General features: G+C 64.6%; 13 protein-coding genes. 5 read left to right on the top strand and 8 right to left on the bottom strand.

Features of this window, described 5'->3' with window-relative positions:
• Positions 1–41: 41 nt before the first annotated feature.
• Genes ABIB91_RS18635 through ABIB91_RS18625 form a run of 3 tightly spaced genes read right to left on the bottom strand, consistent with a single transcriptional unit; the run spans position 42 to position 2,207 of the window.
• Positions 42–419, bottom strand: a complete 378-nt coding sequence (locus tag ABIB91_RS18635; protein ID WP_354162868.1) for a DUF6285 domain-containing protein — start codon at positions 417–419, stop codon at positions 42–44.
• 2 nt (positions 420–421) lie between these two features.
• Entirely contained in the window at positions 422–1,408 is a 987-nt protein-coding gene (locus ABIB91_RS18630; protein WP_219683978.1) for a phosphotransferase family protein, read from the bottom strand.
• 10 nt (positions 1,409–1,418) lie between these two features.
• The gene (locus ABIB91_RS18625) at positions 1,419–2,207 is read right to left on the bottom strand and encodes an enoyl-CoA hydratase/isomerase (RefSeq protein WP_354162871.1); all 789 of its coding nucleotides are present in this window, start codon (positions 2,205–2,207) and stop codon (positions 1,419–1,421) included.
• A 167-nt stretch (positions 2,208–2,374) separates the two neighbouring features.
• On the opposite strand from ABIB91_RS18625, the gene ABIB91_RS18620 reads away from it, so the two are divergent.
• From ABIB91_RS18620 to ABIB91_RS18610, 3 genes are all read left to right on the top strand, one after another.
• Positions 2,375–3,154 carry an SDR family NAD(P)-dependent oxidoreductase gene (locus tag ABIB91_RS18620; protein ID WP_354162874.1) on the top strand — a complete coding sequence of 260 codons (780 nt, stop codon included), beginning with the start codon at positions 2,375–2,377 and terminating at the stop codon, positions 3,152–3,154.
• Between the two features lie 109 nt (positions 3,155–3,263).
• Positions 3,264–3,644 carry a VOC family protein gene (locus tag ABIB91_RS18615; protein ID WP_027516798.1) on the top strand — a complete coding sequence of 127 codons (381 nt, stop codon included), beginning with the start codon at positions 3,264–3,266 and terminating at the stop codon, positions 3,642–3,644.
• A gap of 271 nt (positions 3,645–3,915) precedes the next feature.
• Entirely contained in the window at positions 3,916–5,193 is a 1,278-nt protein-coding gene (locus ABIB91_RS18610) for an acyl-CoA dehydrogenase family protein (protein ID WP_275170548.1), read from the top strand.
• Between the two features lie 137 nt (positions 5,194–5,330).
• On the opposite strand, the gene yghU is transcribed toward ABIB91_RS18610, so the two are convergent.
• Entirely contained in the window at positions 5,331–6,212 is an 882-nt protein-coding gene (gene yghU, locus ABIB91_RS18605) for a glutathione-dependent disulfide-bond oxidoreductase (RefSeq protein ID WP_354162879.1), read from the bottom strand.
• A gap of 304 nt (positions 6,213–6,516) precedes the next feature.
• Here yghU and ABIB91_RS18600 point away from each other — a divergent pair, with 304 nt between their 5' ends.
• Both ABIB91_RS18600 and ABIB91_RS18595 read left to right on the top strand, forming a co-directional pair.
• Positions 6,517–7,650 (top strand): nitronate monooxygenase, encoded by a 1,134-nt coding sequence (locus ABIB91_RS18600; RefSeq protein WP_354162882.1) that lies wholly within the window; start codon positions 6,517–6,519, stop codon positions 7,648–7,650.
• A gap of 117 nt (positions 7,651–7,767) precedes the next feature.
• Positions 7,768–9,285: an acetyl-CoA acetyltransferase gene (locus tag ABIB91_RS18595; protein ID WP_354162885.1), complete on the top strand. Its 1,518-nt coding sequence runs from the start codon at positions 7,768–7,770 to the stop codon at positions 9,283–9,285.
• A 104-nt stretch (positions 9,286–9,389) separates the two neighbouring features.
• Here the strand turns inward: ABIB91_RS18595 and ABIB91_RS18590 are convergent, their stop codons facing one another.
• From ABIB91_RS18590 to ABIB91_RS18575, 4 genes are all read right to left on the bottom strand, one after another.
• Positions 9,390–10,592: an efflux RND transporter periplasmic adaptor subunit gene (locus tag ABIB91_RS18590; RefSeq protein WP_354162888.1), complete on the bottom strand. Its 1,203-nt coding sequence runs from the start codon at positions 10,590–10,592 to the stop codon at positions 9,390–9,392.
• On the bottom strand, positions 10,579–13,758 hold the full coding sequence (locus ABIB91_RS18585) for an efflux RND transporter permease subunit (RefSeq protein ID WP_007593719.1): 3,180 nt from the start codon (positions 13,756–13,758) through the stop codon (positions 10,579–10,581). The genes ABIB91_RS18590 and ABIB91_RS18585 overlap by 14 nt, the downstream gene beginning before the upstream one ends.
• A 164-nt stretch (positions 13,759–13,922) precedes the next feature.
• A complete protein-coding gene (locus ABIB91_RS18580) occupies positions 13,923–15,617 on the bottom strand; it encodes a methyl-accepting chemotaxis protein (protein WP_354162893.1) in 1,695 nt (564 codons plus the stop codon).
• Between the two features lie 273 nt (positions 15,618–15,890).
• On the bottom strand, positions 15,891–17,582 hold the full coding sequence (locus ABIB91_RS18575) for a methyl-accepting chemotaxis protein (RefSeq protein ID WP_354162896.1): 1,692 nt from the start codon (positions 17,580–17,582) through the stop codon (positions 15,891–15,893).
• Between the last annotated feature and the right edge of the window lie 164 nt (positions 17,583–17,746).

The raw sequence follows: 17,746 nt of genomic DNA, 5'->3' as shown, positions 1-17,746 counted from the left end.
CCCGCCTTCGCGGGCGATGACCGCGGAGAATGTGGCGCCGCTTACCCGCCGCGCGACAGCTCCCGCTTGTACGAGGCATAATTCGGCTGATCCACGGCAAGCTTATCCATGGTCGTCTGCCACAGATGCTCGGCAAGGCCCGGCGTTGCGAGATCGACCTCGCCCTTGGCGATGCGCTCGGCGAGTGCGCGGTTGAGGTCGGTGACCGCGCCGTCCATGCCGAGCAACGCGCGCAACCGGTCCACCTCCGCGGCATCGCTCCCCTCCTCCAGCGTCAACTGCCGTGTCACGAGATCGAGAATATTGATGGCGACGCGCAGCTTGAAAGCCTGGTGGCCGGAGATCAGCGGCGCGATATCGTTGCGGAGGAAATCGGCGACTGACTTGGTCAGCTCGATCGGGGTCGGCTCGTCCTGCATGGTCAACTCCCCCGCGGCACCAGCAGCCGCAACAGATCGATCTCGGTCTCGGAGGCACGGCGTCCGATCATGGCGCGTTCCATCGAATGGTCCGGACTTTCTCGAAATCGCTGCATCATGCCGCCGCACATGATGCCCCAGCGCAGCGTGCCCATCACTTCCCAGAATTTGACACGCGATGGATCGACCTTCCGCCCAGCCGCCTCATAGCCGGCGAACAGCTCCTCACGCGAGCCAAAGCCGCCGACGGGCTTGTCGATCTCGCCAAAACGCCAGGAATTAACGCAGACCCAGCCGAGATCCTCCATGGGGTCGCCGAGATGAGCGAGCTCCCAGTCAAGCACCGCGCGCACGCCGTCTGCGCCGATGATGAGATTGCCGTTGCGGAAATCGCCGTGCACCAGCGTCGTCTCGGCCGAAGGACCCGGATCGTGGTCGCGCAGCCAGCGCAGCGCCAGCTCGAACACGGGTTTGGGCCAGTCCAGGCTGCGATAATCGCGCTCGAACTCGGCGATCTCCTCGGTCGCGGACCGGCTGCGCAGCTCGGGCAATTTGTCCCGCGGCAGCCCGTGCAGCTTCGCAAGCACCTCGCCAATCTGCCGCGCGAGAAGCGGCCGCGTCGCCGCGAACTCGTCGTCGCGCAGGATCTTGCGCGCAATGGTCTCGCCCTCGACCCGCTGCATGATGAAGCCGGTGCCGAGATTGTCGTCCGGCACGAGCACATGCATCACGCGCGGCGACGGCACGCCGGCCTCATAGGCAAGCTGCATCAGCTGCGCTTCCGCACCGAGTCCTGCCGCGCGCGTCGGCGCCGCGCCATACCCCTTCGGCGAGCGGCGCAGGATCGCACCGATCGGCCCATCGGGATGCACGATGTCGAAGCGCCAGGTCTCCTGGCTGGCGCCGCCGGACAGTCTTGCCACGCCAGCGACACCAGTTGCGCCCGGGCACCAGCGCGCAACGCTGCGGGAGAGTTCGGCCTCGATCATTTGCCCTTGATCACCTGCCGTTGAATTTGGCCGGCCGCTTCTCCAGGAAGGCGCCGACGCCTTCGCGGAAATCATCCGTGTCGCCGGCGCGGAGCTGGCACTGGAATTCGAGATTGAGCTGATCCTCGAAGGAATTTTCCGGGCTGTCCCAGTAGAGCTTGCGGATCAGCGACAGCGCGACCGTCGGGCCGCTGGCGAGGTCATGCGCGAGCTTCATCGCCTCCTCCATCAGCACGCCGTCATCATAGACGCGGTTGACGAGGCCCCATTCCAGCGCCTTCTCGGCTGGGAGCCGCTCGCCCATCAGCGACAATTCGATCGAGCGCGCCTTGCCGATCAGCCGCGGCAAGAGCCAGGTCGAGCCGCAATCCGGCACCAGGCCGATACGGCGGAAGGCTTGAAGAAAGTAAGAGGACCGCGCGCATAAAATCATGTCGCCGAGCAGCGCGAAGCTCATGCCGGCGCCGGCCGCGGGGCCGTTGACCGCGGTCACGATCGGGCAATGCAGATTGCGGATGCGGCGCAGGAAGGGATGGAAGCCGGTCTCAAGCGTCAGGCCGGCCTTGGTCTTCTTCGACTGCTTGTTGCGGCCCTGGAGATTCGCGCCGGTGCAGAACGCCCGCCCCGCGCCGGTGAGAACGACGCAGCGCACCTCGTCCTTCTTCTCCTCGATCGTGTCGAGCGCTTCCGCGAGACCGCCCAGCATGTCGACGGAGACCGCGTTCATCACCTCCTGGTGGTCGAGCTTGAGGATCGCGACCGAGCCATCGAGATCGAGCGTGACGTGTTTGAACTGCATGGTTTCCTCGTGAGTTGCGGCCTGCGCCAGTTTCGCAGACCGGAATTACTTTTGCCGGGGCGCATATTTGATTTTTGGCACGGTCTTGTCCATGGTGATCAGAGCATAGCAAGCAATCTTGCGCGCAGCGGCTGATGCGCGCATGCCAAAAAAACAGGAAACGCGCCATGAACCTTTTCGACCTTTCGGGACGGGTCGCCGTGATCACCGGCGGCAATGGCGGCATCGGGCTAGGCATCGCGCAGGCGCTCGCCGGCCAGGGCTGCAACGTCTCGATCTGGGGTCGCAATCCTGACAAGAACAGCAGCGCTGCCGCGAGCCTGGCGGGGCTATCAGGTAAGGTCGACGCGCGGGTCTGCGACGTCACCGACCCGGCCTCGGTCAATGCCACGATGAAGGCCACGCTCGACATGTTCGGCCGGGTCGACGGCTGCTTCGCCAATGCCGGCATCGGCGGCGGCGGCCGGCGCTCCTTCATCGAACGCACCGAAGAGGAATGGCGTGGGATGTTTGCGACCAATCTCGACGGCGTGTTCCACGCGTTCCAGGCGGCCGCAAAACACATGACCGAGCGCGCCAATGCGGGCGATCCCTTCGGTCGGCTGGTGGCGACTTCGAGTCTCGCCTCGATCTTCGGTACCGCCCGCAACGAGCACTACGCGGCGACCAAGGCCGCGATCAACGCGCTGGTGCGCGCGCTCGGCGTTGAGCTGGCGCGCCACGGCGTCACCGCGAACGCGATCCTGCCCGGCTGGATCAAGAGCGACATGACCTCGGGCCTGATGGCCAACGAGAAATTCGTCGCAAACGTGATGCCGCGCATTCCGGTGCGCCGCTTTGGCGAAGCCAGCGATTTCGGCGGCATCGCAGTGTATCTGATGAGCAAGGCGTCGTCGTACCACACCGCGGATACGTTCGTGATCGACGGCGGCTATACGGCGTTTTGATTCTCGTAGCCCGGATGGAGCGCAGCGCAATCCGGAACGGCCAAAAGCAAACAAGACCCGGATTACGCTGCGCTCCATCCGGGCTACAAGATGAGGGAAATAGGGCAAAATGTTTTCACACGTGATGATCGGCACCAACGACCTCGACAAGGCCAAGGCCTTCTACGACAATTTGCTGTCCACGCTCGAGGTGCGGCCGGCGCGGGTCGACGGCCATCGCATCTTCTACATCACCAAGACCGGCGTGTTCTCGGTGACCAAGCCTATCAACGGCGAAGCGGCGACGCCTGCGAATGGCGGCACCATCGGCTTTGCCGCCAACTCGCCGGAGCAGGTCAATGCATGGCATACGGCCGGCATCGCTGCCGGCGGCGTTCCTTGCGAAGATCCGCCCGGCATCCGCCAAGGCCCGGGCGTCAACCTCTATATCGCGTATCTGCGCGACCTCGACGGCAACAAGATATGCGCGATGCATCGGATGGCGAACTAACCACAGCAAACACTGTCATTCCCCGAAGGCGGGGAATCCAGTACGCCGCGGCTTCTCCATGAATCACCGACGCCTCGGATTACTGGATCGCCCGCCTTCGCGGGCGATGACAGCAGCGCTCGCGGCAACCGTCCCATTCAAACAACATTTCAAACGCCCTGCGATATTCCATCGCATGGCATGGCTCGCTCTAGAAAATGCGCGCTCGCACTTTGCCGACGCTGCGACTATTCTCCGGCTCAATGCGATCTCAGCGACCCCGGGAGGAACAATGACAAAACACACCTATATTCCCCGCACCACCAACTACACCCTCAATCCCGGCGACGAGCTCAACGACCTCAGGATGTCGGACCAGGTCCGGCCGCTCTATGATCACGTCAGGAAGTTCATCCGCGACACCGTCGAGCCGATGTCGATCGAATTCGCCAAGGCCGGCGAAGGCAAAGAGGATCGCTGGAGCTTCACGCCCAAGCAGCTCGAGGTGCTGGAGAAGGCCAAGAACAAGGCCAAGCAGGAAGGCCTCTGGAATTTCTTCCTGCCCGACGACGAGACCGGCCAGGGCCTGAAGAATCTCGACTACGCCTATATCGCATCCGAGCTCGGCAAGAGCCCGTTGGCCTCGGAAAGCATGAACTGCTCGGCGCCTGACACCGGCAACATGGAGGTGCTGGAGCGCGTCGGCACCAAGGAGCAGAAGGAGAAGTGGCTGAAGCCACTGATGAACGGCGAGATCCGCTCGGCCTATGTCATGACCGAGCCGAACGTCGCCTCCTCCGATGCCAAGAACATCTCGACCACCGCCAAGCTCGTCGGCGACGAATGGGTGATCAACGGCGAGAAGTATTACATCTCCGGCGTCGGCGATCCCCGCTGCAAGATCCTCATCGTGATGGTGAAGACCAATCCGGATGCGGCGCCGAGCAAGCAGCAGTCGCAGATCCTGGTGCCGCGCGACACGCCCGGCGTCGAGGTGCTCGGCCCCATGTACGTGTTCGGCCAGGACCACGCGCCGCGCGGCCACATGCACATGCGCTTCAACAACGTGCGCGTGCCCAAGGAGAACATTCTGCTCGGCGAAGGCCGCGGCTTCGAAATCTCGCAGCTTCGGCTCGGGCCGGGCCGCATCCATCACTGCATGCGCACCATCGGCAAGGCCGAGAAGGCGCTCGATTTGATGGTGCAGCGTGGCCTCACCCGTGAAGCCTTCGGCAAGAAGATCGCCCATCTCGGCGGCAACATGCAGATCATCGCGCAGGCGCGCTGCGAGATCGAGGCGATGCGACTGATGGTGCTGAAGGCCGCCAAGGCCATGGACGTGCTCGGCAACAAGGAAGCTCGCGTCTGGGTGTCCATGGTCAAGGCCATGGTGCCGGAGCGCGCCTGCAAGATTATCGACCAGTCGATCCAGATGCACGGCGCCACGGGCATCTCGCACTGGACCCCGCTCGCCGAAATGTACCAGGACGTCCGTCATCTCCGCTTCGCGGACGGTCCGGACGAGGTGCACTGGATGGTGGTGGGACGCCACGAGCTGAGCATGGCGTGAGGTCTCGCCAAGCGCGGCCCTGCCGTAGGGTGGGTTAGCGAAGCGTAACCCACCACTGTTCGTCTCCGGGGAAGCGAAAGAGGTGGGTTACGCTAGCGCTAACCCACCCTACAATACTGCGATGTTCAGCGATGCGCCTACGACGCGGCCACCTCGCCGACCTTGTCCTGCGTCCTGGTCTCGAAGTCGCTGGCGTCGTGACGCTCGTGGAGCTGGCTGGCGGGATCGCCGGAGACACGGTTGACCATGCGGCCGCGCTTGACGGCCGGACGCTTGGCGATCTGGTCGGTCCAGCGCTGCACGTGCTTGTAGTCCTGCACGGAGAGGAATTCGCCCGCGCCATAGACCAGCCCCTTGGCGAGCGCGCCGTACCAGGGCCACACCGCCATGTCGGCAATGCTGTAGTCGCTGCCGGCGAGATATTCGTTGTCGGCGAGCCGGCGGTCGAGCACGTCGAGCTGGCGCTTGGTCTCCATCGCGAAACGGTCGATGGCGTATTCGATCTTGGTCGGCGCGTAGGCGTAGAAGTGGCCGAAGCCACCGCCGAGATAGGGCGCGCTGCCCATCTGCCAGAACAGCCACGACATCGCTTCAGTGCGGCTCTTGATGTCCTTCGGCAGGAAGGCGCCGAACTTTTCGGCGAGGTAGAAGAGGATCGAGCCGGACTCGAACACCCGGATCGGCTCCGGGCCGGAGCGGTCCATCAGCGCCGGGATCTTGGAATTCGGATTGATGTCGACAAAGCCGCTGCCGAACTGGTCGCCGTTGCCGATCTTGATCAGCCAGGCGTCGTATTCCGCGCCCTTGTGGCCGAGCGCCAGAAGCTCCTCCAGCATCACGGTGACCTTGACGCCGTTCGGCGTCGCCAGCGAATAGAGCTGGAAGGGATGCTTGCCGACCGGCAGCTCCTGATCGTGGGTGGGACCGGCAATGGGACGGTTGATGCTGGCGAACTGCCCGCCATTCTCCTTGTTCCAGGTCCAGACTTTCGGCGGCACGTAGGCGGGGGTGTCGGTCATGGGCGGGCTCCGGCGAAAAAGATGCGCCTGCATTAATTAGCCCACGGACGGCCGATGGCAAGCCCCGCCGGCCCTGCGTCCGGCGCGGGCCTCGAGGCCGCGTCATGCATCCGACGTTGCCGAGGACGGCCAGCACCAGAGGCCGCATCCGTCGAGCCAGGCGTACGGCTTCGCGCAGCACGGCGTGTGCACGCAAGATGCGCCGCCAAATCCGGATTGGCATAGCGCAAGACGATGGTCTAGCGTCGATGAGCCTTCGCTCAAGATTGCAACGACAGCAACGCGAGGCCGCCGGGAGAGAACGATGAAATCGCCGATCTGCGACATGCTGGGCATCGATTTCCCGCTGCTCGCCTTCAGCCATTGCCGCGATGTCGTCGCCGCCGTCAGCCGGGCCGGAGGCTTTGGCGTGTTAGGTGCCACCGTGCACACGCCGGATACGCTGGAGCGCGAGCTCAAATGGATCGACGATCACGTCGACGGCAAGCCCTACGGCGTCGACGTGCTGATCCCCGAAAACATCTCGACGGCGGGCGAAAAGGACGTCACCTGGAAGAGCCTTGAAGCGCGCGTGCCTCAGGAGCACCGCGACTACACGCGCGATCTCCTGAAGAAATACGATATCGAACTCACGACCACCGAGGTCGCTGACAACCAGCCGCAGCCGTTCGATGGCAGGACCGCGTTGGAGCTGCTGGAGGTCTCGTTCAACCACCCGATCCGCCTGATCGCCAATGCCTTGGGCGTGCCGCCGAAGGCCATGATCGAGATGGGCAGGAAGCACGGCGTGCCGGTCGCGGCGCTGGTCGGGGCCAAGGAGCACGCGCTGCGCCAGGTCGCGGCCGGCGTCGATATCCTCGTGGTCCAGGGCACCGAGGCCGGCGGCCATTGCGGCGAGGTCTCGACCATGGTGCTGGTGCCCGAGGTGATCAAGGCGATCAAGAAGATCCGCGACGTGCCGGTGCTGGCGGCCGGCGGCATCATGACGGGACGGCAGATGGCAGCCTGCATGGCGATGGGTGCCGCAGGTGCCTGGACCGGCTCGGTGTGGCTTGCCACCGTCGAGTCCGAGACCACGGAGATCTTTCGCGAGAAGATGATCGCGGCATCGTCGCGCGATGCGATCCGCTCGAAGGGCCGCACCGGGAAACCGGCACGGCAGCTTCGCTCGGTCTGGACCGACGCCTGGGACCGCGCACCCGAGAGCCCCGGCGCATTGCCGATGCCGCTGCAGAGTGTCATCAGCCGCGACGCCTTCCACTCGATCGATCGTGCAGCTGCGAGCGGCAACGCGAAGGCGCGCGATCTCGTGAGTTACTTCGTCGGCCAGGGCGTCGGGCTGATCGACAGCGTAAAGTCGGCCGGCGCGGTGGTGCAGGAGTTCAAGGAAGAGTTCGCCGAAGCCGTCGAGCACATGAATGCGCTGGTCGCGGAGTGATTGCCACACACCGTCATTGCGAGCGCAGCGAAGCAATCCAGACTATCACCGCGGAAAGATCCTGGATTGCTTCGCTACGCTCGCAATGACGAAACAACTGACATCGTGAATTGAAGCATGACAGACCAGAAGAATACCCCCGAAGACCGCATCCCCGTCATCGTCGGCATCGGCGAGATCGTCGACCGCCCCAAGGAGATCACCGAGGGCCTCGAGCCGCTGGACCTGCTCGAACAGGCCTTGCTGCGCGCGGAAGCAGACGCCGGCGCAAAGCTGCTCGGGGAGGTGCAATCGCTCGACGTCGTCAACTTCCTGAGCTGGCGCTATCGCGATCCGGAGCAGTTGCTGGCGCAACGACTCGGCATCTCGCCCGCGCATTGCTATTACGGCCCCGTCGGCGGCGAGAGCCCGATCCGCTATATCCACGAGGCAGCAAAGCGCATTGCGCGCGGTGAATGCAGTGTTGCCGCTGTCTGCGGCGCGGAGGCACAGTCGACGGCGACCAAGGCGGAGCGCGCCGGCGCGAAGCTGCCATGGACGCCGTTCGCCCATGACGTCGAGGAGCCGAAACGCGGCGCAGCGTATCAGAAGCCGCTGGCGCAGAAGCTCGGGGTGTTCCGGCCCGTCACGGTGTATCCATTCTACGAGGCCGCCTCCTCGGCGTATTGGGACCAGACGCCGCGCGAAGCGATGGCGGAGTCAGGCGTGCTGTGGTCGCGCTATTCAGAAGCCGCCGCGCAAAATCCAAATGCCTGGCTGAAGCGGCGCTATGCGCCCGACGAAATCACGACGCCGACCGCGGACAACCGCCTGATCGCCTGGCCCTACAACAAGCTCATGGTTGCCAACCCTAGCGTCAACATGGGCGGCGCGCTGCTGCTCACCAGCCTCGCCAGGGCGCGTGCGGCAGGCATCGCCGAGGACAAGCTCGTCTACCCGCTCGGCGGCGCCTCGGCCGAGGAACCGCGCGACTATCTTTTGCGCGACCAGTTTTACGAGAGCCATTCGCAGAACGCCGTTTTGAAGGCCGTGATGGATCTCGCCGACGGCGACGGCAAGAATTTCGACGCGATCGAGCTCTATAGCTGCTTCCCGTGCGTGCCCAAAATGGCGCGGCGGACGCTGGGCCTGGGTGCGGACGTGCAGCCGACCGTAACAGGCGGCCTCACCTTCTTCGGGGCGCCGCTCAACACCTACATGACCCATGCGGCCTGCGCGATGGTGCGGCGCCTGCGCGACGGCGCCAAGCTCGGCCTGCTCTACGGCCAGGGCGGCTTCGTCACCAAGCATCATGCGCTGGTGGTGTCGAAGGCGCCGCCGCGTGAAGCATTGGCACAGGAGACGAGCGTGCAGGCGGCGGCGGACCGCAACAAGCGCGCGGTGCCGGAGTTCGTGACGGAGCCGAGCGGCATGGGCAAGGTCGAGAGCTTTACGGTGCTCTATGGCCGCAGTGGCGATGTCGAGCATGGCGTGGTGATGCTGCGGACGGAAGACGACAGGCGCACGCTGGCGCGGATTCCCGCGGGCGACACGGCGACGTTGGCGCAAGTGCTGAACATGGACCGCACGCCGGTGGGTTCGCTTGGCGAGATCACGATGGCCGCGGATGGCGTTCCGGAGTGGCGCGTGGCGTAGTCTCGTAGGGTGGGTTAGCCGAAGGCGTAACCCACCTCTTTTGCTTGCGCGGAGACGAACAGTGGTGAGTTACGCCTTCGGCTAACCCACCCTACAAACTCACCCTACCCCTTCGGCGCCTGCGTCTCCGACGCCGTCGCCGGCTTGCCCTTGGCACCAGTGCCGGTCACGCGGACCTGATCGCCGTCGGAAAGGCCGTCCGGTGGTGCCGTGATGACGCGGTCGTCCGCTGCAATTCCCGAGGCGAGCTCGATCTCGCGGCCGAGGTCGCGGGCGATGGTCACGGCCTTGAACAGGACCTTGTCGTCCGGACCGACGGTTGCGACGCGCAGGCCGCTGCCGTTGAAGATCAGCGCACTGGCGGGAATGCTGAGCGGCGCGGAGTCGCGCTGCAGGTTGAGCTTCACGCTGGCGTAGCCGCCCGGCATCAGCTCGCCCGAGGAATTGTCGAGACCAAGTTGCATGCGCGTCGTGCCGGAGGCGACGTCAACCGCCTGCGAGGAGGCTTCCACCGTCGCCTGGAAGGTCCGGTTCGGATACTCCGGCAGCACAATGGCGGCCTTGGCGCCGATCTTGATCGCGGGCACGTAGTTCTGGGGCACGTTGATGTAGACGCGCAGCTTGGTGATGTCGGAGACCACGAACATCGCCGGGCCCGAGCCGCCGCCCGAATTGATCAGCGCACCGACGTCGGTGTCGCGCGCCGTGACCACACCGTCAAACGGAGCGGTGATCTTCTTGTAACCGGCCAGCGCTTCGAGGCGCTCGACATTCGCCTGGCCCGAGCGAACCGCCGCGTTCTTGTTGGCGAGATCGGCGGTACGCTCGTCGATCTCCTGCGCGGAGACGAAGTTGGAGGCGACCAGCGTCTTGCGGCGGTTGAGGGTGGCTTCCGACAGCCTGGCACTGGACTGCTGGCTGGCGAGGTCGGCGCGGGCCTGAAGCAGTTGCTGGTCGAGGTCGGGCGCCTCGATCTCGGCGATCACCTGACCGGCCTTCACCCGCGCACCGATGTCGGCGCTCCAGCTCTTGAGATAGCCGGGAACGCGGGCAAAGATCGGCGCGCGATAATAGGCTTCGAGACGGCCCGGCAAGTCGATGGTCGTATTGAGAGCCTTGGCATTAGGCAGCGTCACCGCGACGCTCGGAACAGCCTGATCATCGGTCCATGCCTTCAGTTTGGAGCCCTGCTCCTCGCGCGCGCGGATGCCGGTGCCCACGACCAGGCCCGCCGCGATCAGCGCCACCACGCCGAAAATGCCCAGTTTCCGGTGCGACACCGGGGAGCGGGATTCAGTGGGCGACATGCGGAGTCTCCAAAGGGGCGGCGGCTTTGCCGCCTTGCTTCTTGTGTACCATACTGAACACCACGGGAACGAACATCAGCGTGGCGAAGGTTGCAAAGATCAGGCCGCCGATCACGGCGCGGCCGAGCGGCGCATTCTGCTCGCCACCCTCGCCGAGCCCCAGGGCCATGGGCGCCATGCCGATGATCATGGCGAGCGCGGTCATCAGCACCGGGCGGAACCGGACAAAGCCGGCTTCCAGCGCCGCGGCGATGGGATCGCCGAGCTCTTCGTAGCGCTCGCGCGCGAACGAGATTACGAGCACGCTGTTGGCGGTGGCAACGCCCATGCACATGATGGCGCCGGTCAGCGCCGGCACCGACAGCGTCGTCTCAGTGGCGAACAGCATCCAGACGATGCCGGCGAGTGCGGCGGGCAGCGCCGTGATGATCACGAACGGATCGGACCAGGACTGGAAGTTCACGACGATCAGGAAATAGATCAGGACGACCGCGCCGAGCAGGCCGAACAACAAGCCGGTGAAGGCGCTGTTCATGGTCTGCACCTGGCCGAGCAGCACCACCGAAGAGCCTTTCGGCACCTCCCTGGCGGTGTCGGCGATCACCTGGCGGATGTCGGTCGCGACCGCACCGAGATCGCGGCCCGAGGTGGTGGCGAAGATCTGCACCATCGACTGGATGTCGTATTGCGAGACCACCGCGCTCGAGGTCGAGCGCTTGATGTCGGCGATGCCGCCGAGGATCGGCGACTGCGAATTTCCGGCGGCCGTGATCGGCAGCGTCTGCAGCGCGCTGAGCGAATCCATCTGGTATTGCGGCGTCTGCATCACGATCGAATAGGACACGCCGTTATCAGGATTGAGGTAGTAGGTCGGCGCTACCTGCGAGGAGCCGGCAAGGTTGACCACGAGACTGTTGGTGACGTCGCGCTCGGTCAGGCCGACATATTGCGCGCGGGTGCGGTCGACGTCGATGTTGAAGGTCGGATTGTTCGGCGATTGCTGGATGCGCGCATCCGCGACGCCGGGAATCCTGCGGACCTTGGCCAGCAGATTGTTGGCATACGCGAAGTTGGCGCTGAGATTGGCGCCGCGGATCTGCAGGTCGATCGGCGCCGGCGCGCCGAAGTTCAGGATCTGGCTGACGATGTCGGCCGGCAGGAAGGCGAAGCTGACGCCGGGGAACAGCCGCGGCAGTTGCTCACGCAGCACGCGCACATGCTCCTCGGTCGGCTTGTGGCCTTCCTTCAGCTTGATCTGGATGTCGCCATCCTGCGGGCCGATCACGCCGGTGTTGTTGTAGGTCATGTTGATGCCGGAGATCGGCATGCCGATGTTGTCGGTCAGCGTTTCGATCTCGCCCGGGATCAGCTTGCGGATCGCCTTCTGCACGTCGGCGAGCTGGTTCGCGGTCTCCTCCACGCGGGTGCCGACCTGGGTGCGGACGTGCATCAGGATGTTGCCGGCATCGACCGCGGGGAAGAAGTTGCGCCCGAGGAAGGGCACCAGCGCGAAGGAGGCGGCGACCACGCAAAGGAAGCCGATCACGAACACCGGACGGTGCGCCAGCGCGAGCCCGAGGAAATTATGGTAGCCGCCGCGAATGCGCTCGAAGCGAGCCTCGAAGCCGCGCTGGAACCAGACCAGGGGATTGCGCGACTTCGGCGGGCCGTCCTCGTGATGGACATGTGCCTGCAACAGATAGTTGGCCATGGTCGGCACCAAGGTACGCGACAGCAGGAATGACCAGATCATCGCGAACATCACCGCTTCCGCCATCGGCACGAACAGGAAGCGCGCCACGCCGGTGAGGAAGAACATCGGCACGAACACGATGCAGATGCAGAGCAGCGAGACGAAGGCCGGCGTCACGATCTGGTTGGCGCCATCGAGGATCGACTGCTCGACCGGCTTGCCCTGCTCCAGATGGTAGTTGATGTTCTCGATCGTGACGGTGGCATCGTCGACGAGAATGCCGACCGCGAGCGCCAGGCCGCCGAGCGTCATGATGTTCAGCGTCTCGCCGATCGCCGACAGCATGATGATGGCGCCGAGCACGGAGAGCGGGATCGAGACCGCGATGATGACGGTCGAGCGCCAGCTGCCGAGGAACAGCAGGATCATGACGCTGGTGAGCAGCGCCGCGATCACGCCTTCAAACGCGACGCCTTCGATGGCGCCGCGGACGAATACCGACTGATCGCCGATGAAGCCGATCTTGAGCGCGTCCGGCAGCTGGTCCTTGACGTCGATCACCTTCTGCTTGATGCCGGCGATGATGTCGAGCGTCGAGGTCGCGCCCGCCTTCAGCACCATCATCAGCACCGAGCGGTTGCCGTCGACATGGACGATGTTGGTCTGCGGCGGATTGCCGTCCCGCACAGTCGCGACGTCGCGCACATAGACCATCGCGCCATTGACGGTCTTGATCGGCAGATTGCCGAGCTCGTCGATCTTCAGCGGCGAATTGTTGAGCTGGATGTTGTACTCGAAGGTGCCGATCTTCTGGGTGCCGACAGGCGTGATCAGGTTCTGCGCAGCCAGCGCATTGGCGACGTCCTGGCCGGACAGGCCGCGGGCCTGGAGCGCGGTGGGGTCGAGGTCGATCTGGATCTGGCGCTGCTTGCCGCCGAAGGGATACGGGATCGCAGCACCCGGCACGGTGACCAGCGGCGTGCGGAGCTGGTTGATGCCGATATCGGCGAGGTTCTGCTCGGTCAGCCCGTCACCCGATAGCGCCACCTGGACGATCGGCACGGTGGAGGCGGAGTAATTCAGGATCAGAGGCGGCGTCGCGCCCGGCGGCATCTGCTTGATCAGCGTCTGCGAGATCGCGGTGACCTGCGCATTGGCGGTGCGGATGTCGACGTTCGGCTGGAAGAAGATCTTGATGATGCCAAAGCCGTTATAGGAATTGGCGGTGATGTGCTCGATGTCGTTGACCGTCGTGGTCAGCGCGCGCTGAAACGGCGTGGTGATGCGGCCCGACATCTGGTCGGGCGGCAGGCCGGTGTACTGCCAGACCACGCCGATCACGGGAATGCGGATGTCCGGGAAGATGTCGGTCGGCGTCCGCAGCGCCGCCAGCGGTCCGATGATCAGGAGCAGGAGCGCGAGCACGACAAACGTGTAGGGCCGGCTCAGGGCAATACGGACCAGAGCAATCATTCGCCGGGAAATTCCAGGTCAAGCGAGGATACGGAATCCGCCCCCACGGGGATCCCTTCCTCCCTTTACCCGAGCACCGCCGGAAACACCAATCTCCGGCGGCTTCCTGCATTCACTTCCGTGCTACCGCACTGCGGAACACGCACTGCGGCCATGCGGCCGCCTCATGCGGCGCGGACCGAGTCCAGGAACTTGCCGACTTCGAGCTTGAGGCGGCTCGAGTCGCGCGACAGCATCTGGGCGGCCGACAACACTTGCGAGGACGCCGAGCCGGTTTCGGAAGCACCGTGCTGGACCTCGCCGACATTGGACGACACCTGCTGGGTGCCTTGGGCCGCCTGCTGCACGTTGCGAGCGATCTCCTGGGTCGCCGCACCCTGCTGCTCCACCGCCGCCGCAATCGCCGAGGAGATTTCCGACAGGCGGGCGATCGTGCCGCTGATCTCGCCGATGGCACCTACCGATTCCTGCGTGGCCGTCTGGATGCCGCCGATCTGCTGGCCGATTTCGCCGGTGGCCTTGGCCGTCTGCTCGGCGAGCGCCTTCACCTCCGAGGCAACGACCGCAAAGCCGCGGCCGGCTTCGCCGGCACGAGCCGCCTCGATCGTCGCATTCAGCGCCAGCAGATTTGTCTGACCTGCAATGGCGTTGATGAGCTCGACGACGTCGCCGATCCGGGACGCCGCCCGCGACAATTCGCTGACCCGTTCGGTGGTGGATTGCGCCTGGCTGACGGCCTCCCCGGCGATCCGGGCGGATTCCTGCACCTGCCGGCTGATCTCACGCACCGAGGAGGACATCTCTTCGGCGGCCGACGCCACTGAATGGACGTTGGTGGAGGCTTCTTCCGAGGCGGACGCGACCACCGTCGCCAATTCCTGCGCCCGACCGGCGGTCGAGGTCAGCGTCGAGGCCGACGCCTCGAGTTCGGTCGCCGCCGAGGACACGGTCTCGACGATTTCGCCGACCGCGGCCTCGAAGCCGTCGGCAAGCTTTGTCATGTCGGCCTTGCGCTGTCCCTCGGCACGGCGCTGCACCGCCTGCACCTCGTCGCGGCTGAAGCGGATGATCGTCTGCACGGTCTGGAGGTTGCGCAGCGCCTCGCCAATCTCGTCGTCGCGCTGGATCACGATGCGGTTGTCCAGCTTGTCCTGGACGAGGTTGACCAAGGTGTCGTTGAGCTGCTGCATTGGCCCCTGGACGGCGCGCATGGTCGTCAAGCCGGCGAAGCCGAGGACGGCAGCGCCGGCGGCGGCCAGCAGCGCCAGGCTCAGGCTGGTCGTGCCGCCGGTCGAGAGCGCGCCGCCGATGCCAAGCCCAAGCACGAACAGCAGCTGCAGCGCCATCGTGGTGACCAGGCGCGCCTTCAGCGTTCTGGTGAAGATCGCAAAATGGTCGAGCAGCGAGCGGCGGCGGATGATGCCGGCGTCAACGCGATAACCATGCGGCTTCTTCTCGCGGATTGCAGCGTAGACCTCTTCGGCCAGCTTGCGCTGATCGGCCGGCAATCTGGTGCGGATCGACGTAAAGCCCGTGACCTGGCCGTTCTCGCGAATGGGCGATGCCGTCGCCAGCACCCAGTAGAAATCGCCGTTCTTGCGGCGGTTCTTCACCGCGCCGAGCCACGGCTTGCCGGCCTTCAGCGTGTCCCAGAGATTGTCGAATGCCTCCGGCGGCATGTCGGGGTGACGGACGATGTTGTGCGGCTGGCCCATCAGCTCCGCGGACGTGAAGCCGGCTGCAGCAAGGAAGTCGTCATTGAAGTAGGTGAGCTTGCCCTTGAGGTCAGTCCGGGAGACGATCAGCGTCTCATCGCTGACGGAATATTCGACATCGGTGACGGGTAAGTTCTTGCGCATGCGAGCCCCAAAAGTTGGATGAAATGAGCGGCGATTCCAATCAGGGCTGCTACCGGCGGTCCTTGTGACCATTCTCGTAAGCCGAATTTAACTATCGATGAAGGAGGCAACCCGTCCACTTCCGCGGAACCCACATGATGGTACCTGCTACCGACATCAGGCTACCGGCGCTCGAAAAAAAAGAGCGGCGCTTGAGGCGCCGCTCGTTCGTCAATGGATTTTGACGCGGGAGTTTACACCTCGCGCGTCCGTCGTTACGCCGCGCGGACGTAGCTACGCCGCGCGAACGTTGGTCAGGAACTTGCTGACTTCGGTCTTGAGCCGGCCGGAGTCGTTGGACAGCATCTGTGCCGCCGACAGCACCTGCGAGGAGGCCGTGCCGGTCTCGGTTGCGCCGCGCTGCACGTCGGTGATGTTGGACGAGACCTGCTGGGTGCCCTGCGCCGCCTGCTGGACGTTGCGGGCGATCTCCTGGGTCGCCGCGCCCTGCTCTTCCACTGCCGCCGCGATCGCTGACGAGATCTCCGACAGACGCTCGATGGTCGACGAGATCTCCTTGATGGCGCCGACCGAGTCGTTGGTCGCCGCCTGGATGCCGGAGATCTGCTGGCCGATCTCACCGGTCGCCTTCGCGGTTTGCTCGGCAAGCGCCTTCACCTCGGAGGCCACGACCGCAAAGCCGCGGCCGGCTTCGCCGGCACGTGCGGCTTCGATGGTCGCATTCAGCGCCAGCAGGTTGGTCTGGCCGGCGATGGTGTTGATGAGCTCAACGACGTCGCCGATGCGCGAAGCCGCCTTCGAGAGTTCGCTGACGCGCTCGGTGGTGGAGCGCGCCTGGCCGACGGCATCGCCCGCCATCCGCGCCGATTCCTGCACCTGGCGGCTGATCTCGCTTACCGATGAAGCCATCTCCTCGGTCGCCGAGGCGACCGACTGCACGTTGGTCGAGGCTTCCTCCGACGCTCCGGCAACCGTGGTCGCCAGCCGCTGGGAGCGGTCGGCGGTCGAGGTCAGCGTCGAGGCGGAGGCCTCCAACTGGGTCGAGGCCGACGACACGGTCTGGACAATCTCGCCGATCATCGTTTCGAAATCGCGGGTGATGTTGTCGACGCGGCGGCCGCGCTCGATCTTGGCTTCGGCATCGGCCGCGGCGGCTTCGTCGGCGGCCTTCTTGGCGATCAGCGCTTCCTTGAAGATCTGGAGCACGTCGGCCATGGCGCCGATCTCGGTCTTCTCACCGCGATGCGGAACCTCGGCGGAAAGCTCGCCCTTGCCCAGCGCCTGCATCGGCTCGATGATCGAGTTGATGCCGCTGGAGACGTCCCGGACCAGGTAGAAGCCGACGCCGATCCCGACGACGACGGCCGCGCCGAGGATGATCGAGACCAGCATGAAGGCATAATTGTAGCTATCCGCAGCGTCCTGAGCAGCCTGGTCTCCACCCTTGGTGTTCAGCTCGATGTCCTTCCTCAGGACCTCATCAGACGCAAGACCGATCTTGTTGACCGTCTTGGTGTTGAGCTCCTGGGCCTCATGCGGAACCTTGCCGGCCTCCTTGCGCGAGAGCGCCATGACGTCTTCGGTGCCCTTCTTGTAGTCGTCCCAGAGCTTACCCCAGTCCTCGTACAGCTTCCGCTCCTCGGGCGAGGTGATCATCGGCTCGTAGGCCTTGCGCGCCTTGGAGAGCGCCTCGATCACGGTATCGGCGGTCTTCTCGTTGGCGAGCTTCTCCTCGAGGGTCTCGGACAGCATGTGCTGACGAATGACGTTGCGATAGGTGATCACGCTGGCCCGGAGCTCGCCCAGCACCCGCACGCTGGGCATCCAGCTCGTCGTGATTTCGGTGGTATTGGCATTCATCGACCGCATCTTCATGACGGCGAGCAGACCCATGCCGGCCATCGCGACCAGCAGGAACGCCACGACACTGATGATCTTGGCGCGAATGGAAATGGTGGCGAGCATAATCGGGTCTCTTTGTGCTGGCGCGGCGGCGCGTCCGGAATTTTACGAATCAACCAAAAGGAGCAGTACCGAAATCAAACACCAGAGCACCTGAGCAGATGTTAATAACGACCCCGCACGAGTACCGAGCCTGAAACAAATGAACAGGCAGCTAAGAATGCCCT

The sequence above is a fragment of the Bradyrhizobium sp. JR4.3 genome (assembly GCF_040547695.1).
Lineage (GTDB): Bacteria > Pseudomonadota > Alphaproteobacteria > Rhizobiales > Xanthobacteraceae > Bradyrhizobium > Bradyrhizobium canariense.
Note: the sequence above shows the minus strand (reverse complement) of the source record. Positions and strands in the feature narration are given on the sequence as shown.